This is a genomic window from Pseudomonas sp. (assembly GCF_030150285.1).
Lineage (GTDB): Bacteria > Pseudomonadota > Gammaproteobacteria > Pseudomonadales > Pseudomonadaceae > Aquipseudomonas.
This window is the reverse complement of record NZ_JASLGE010000108.1, coordinates 1-2,773: the sequence shown is the minus strand read 5'-3', so window position 1 is coordinate 2,773 and position 2,773 is coordinate 1. Positions and strand designations below refer to the sequence as shown.

The 2,773-nt window shown below is 54.2% G+C and carries 4 protein-coding genes; all 4 read left to right on the top strand.

What is annotated here, in order from left to right:
- The coding region (locus Q1W15_RS23935) for a hypothetical protein (protein ID WP_300733638.1) at window positions 1-206 on the top strand (206 nt) is incomplete at its 5' end.
- 11 nt (window positions 207-217) lie between these two features.
- Window positions 218-1,174 carry a signal recognition particle-docking protein FtsY gene (gene ftsY / locus Q1W15_RS23930; RefSeq protein WP_367280649.1) on the top strand — a complete coding sequence of 319 codons (957 nt, stop codon included), beginning with the start codon at window positions 218-220 and terminating at the stop codon, window positions 1,172-1,174.
- Between the two features lie 28 nt (window positions 1,175-1,202).
- Window positions 1,203-1,856, top strand: coding sequence for a cell division ATP-binding protein FtsE (locus Q1W15_RS23925; protein WP_300733636.1), 654 nt, complete (start codon window positions 1,203-1,205; stop codon window positions 1,854-1,856).
- Window positions 1,853-2,761 carry a permease-like cell division protein FtsX gene (gene ftsX / locus Q1W15_RS23920; protein ID WP_300733634.1) on the top strand — a complete coding sequence of 303 codons (909 nt, stop codon included), beginning with the start codon at window positions 1,853-1,855 and terminating at the stop codon, window positions 2,759-2,761. Before Q1W15_RS23925 ends, ftsX begins: the two co-directional genes overlap by 4 nt.
- The last annotated feature ends 12 nt before the right edge of the window (window positions 2,762-2,773 follow it).

The window sequence follows — 2,773 nt, the reverse complement described above, 5'->3', positions numbered from 1 at the left end:
GGACGTCGAGAACCCGGACGATGTTCCGGTCGGCGTCGGCGGTGCCGTGGCTGCGGTCGCCGGTGATGATGAGCCAGAGCCAGAGCCAGAGCCAGAGCCAGAGCCAGAGCCAGAGCCAGAGCCAGAGCCTGAGCCTGAGCCTGAGCCAGAACCAGAACCAGAACCAGAACCAGAACCAGAACCAGAACCAGAACCAGAACCACTGACCCTGCCCGCTGTGGCGTCGACGCCTGAGCCCAAAGCCAAACTGAGTTGGGCACAGCGGTTGAAGCAAGGGTTGAGCAAGTCGCGCAATAAGCTGGGCAAATCTTTGGCCAGCGTGTTTGGTGGCGGCCAGATTGACGATGAGCTGTATGAAGACTTAGAAGCAGTGTTGCTGACCAGCGACATGGGCATAGAGGCCACGGAACACTTGCTCAATGAGGTGCGTGAGCGGGTGAGCTTAAAAGGCTTAAAAAATGCGCTGGAATTACGCCAAGCCTTACAAGAGGCGCTGACGGAATTGATTTTGCCCTTAGAGCAGCCGCTGGTGTTGCCCGAGCAGGACGGCCCTTATGTGATCATGATGGCTGGGGTGAACGGCGCTGGCAAAACCACGTCCATCGGCAAACTGGCCAAGTATTTTCAGCTACAGGGCAAAAGCGTGTTGCTGGCCGCCGGCGATACTTTTCGCGCGGCCGCGCGTGAGCAGCTGATGGAGTGGGGCGAGCGCAACAACGTCACCGTCATCAGCCAGGGCGGGGGCGATTCTGCTGCGGTGTGCTTTGACGCCATTCAGGCGGCGAAGGCGCGCAACATCGATGTGGTTTTGGCCGACACCGCTGGCCGCTTGCCCACGCAAATGAATTTGATGGAAGAAATTAAAAAAGTAAAACGCGTGGTTCAAAAAGCCATACCCGACGCACCACACGAAATCATTTTGGTGTTGGACGCCAATATCGGTCAAAATGCGTTAAGCCAGGTGGCTGCTTTTGACGACGCCTTAGGTTTAACAGGGTTGATATTGTCTAAGCTAGACGGCACGGCCAAAGGCGGCGTGATTGCGGCCTTGGCCAAAAACAGGCCGGTACCGGTGCGCTTTATTGGCGTGGGCGAAGGCATCGATGATTTGCGCCCCTTTACCGCCGCCGAATACGTTGAGGCCTTACTGGGCCCAGACGAGCAGGCCCATTAGGCCTCACACTGACAGAAAGTATGCAAAAATGATTCGTTTCGAACAAGTGAGCAAAACCTATCCGGGTAACTTTACGGCTTTAAAAAACTTAAGCTTTGAGGTTCATCATGGCGAGATGGTGTTTTTGGCCGGACACTCTGGTGCCGGCAAGTCCACCATTTTGAAACTGGTGGCGGGGATTACCAAGCCGACTTCTGGCAAAGTGCTGTTTAACCAGCAGGATTTAAGCAAGCTGAATGACAATCAGCTGGGCTATATGCGCCAGCACATTGGGATTGTGTTCCAAGACCATAAAATCCTGTTTGACCGCAACGTCATCGACAATGTGTTGCTGCCCTTACAAATCGTTGGCTATCGCCGTGATCAGGCAATTGAACGCGCCCTCGTGGCCATCGACAAAGTGGGCCTAAAGGGCAAGGAGCTGGCCCGGCCAGAAAGCCTGTCCGGCGGCGAGCAGCAGCGGCTGTGCATCGCGCGGGCGGTGGTCAACAAGCCTAGCTTGTTGATTGCCGATGAGCCATCGGCCAACCTCGACCGCGCCTACGCCTTGGACATTATGGAACTGTTTCGCTCCTTTCATCAGGCCGGCGTGACGGTATTGGTGTCGGCTCATGATGAAACCTTGATGGCCGATTACGGCCACCGTATTTTGCGACTCAAAGAAGGGCAGTTAAGCGCATGAGGCTTTTTACTTTACACATTATCGCGGCCAAGCGTGCCCTCTCGGCGCTGTGGCAACAGCCTATAGGCAGCCTGTTCACCTTTGCCATGTTGGCCGTGGCGATGACCTTGCCCTTGGCCTTATATCTAGGAGTACAAAGCAGCTCGCCCTTTATTGGCCAGCTGGCCAAAACGCCGCAGATTACCGTGTATATGGACAGAGAGGCTTTGGAAAGCGATATTGCCACGGTGGAAAACGCCTTAGACGACCTAGACACCGTTGCCAAAATTGACTTTGTCAGCAAAGACAAAGCGCTGGAGCAGCTGCAGCTGGGCATGGGTGAAAATGATTTGGTGTCGTTAATGGACGGCAACCCGTTGCCGCATGCCTTTGTGGTGACCCCAAAGCAAATGGACCCCAAAGACTTATTGGCCCTAAAAGACATCTTGGCGATGTTGCCCATGGTGGATCAGGCCAGCGTCGACGCAGAGTGGGCACAAACCATCCAAAAAATCATGCATTTGGTGAATCAGCTGACCCTGTTTTTGGCCATTACCCTGAGCCTGGCCTTTGTGCTGGTGGCCCACAACACCATCCGCCTACAAATTTTGTCGAAAAAAGAAGAGATCGAGGTCACCAAGCTGTTGGGGGCGTCCTCATCGTTTATTCGACGGCCGTTCTTGTATCAGGCGATATGGCAGGGCGTGTTTTCCAGCCTGCTGAGCCTGATTTTGTGTTCATGGATTGTGACCGGCGCGCAAAAGCTGTTTGATGAAGCCTTTAGCACCTATGGCGTGGTGTTCCACTGGCGCTTTTTTACCGTGCCAGAAGTCATCGTCGTGTTCGTGGTGGTGAGTTTATTGGGCATTTTAGGCGCTTATTGGGCCACCCAGCAGCATTTGAATAGCTATCAGTCTAAGGCTTAATCAAGCTTAAAC

Excerpts from the sequence above, each read along its gene's own strand:
- Q1W15_RS23925 (WP_300733636.1), top strand. The coding sequence starts at position 1,203 with ATGATTCGTTTCGAACAAGTGAGCAAAACCTATCCGGGTAACTTTACG.
- ftsX (WP_300733634.1), top strand. The coding sequence starts at position 1,853 with ATGAGGCTTTTTACTTTACACATTATCGCGGCCAAGCGTGCCCTCTCG.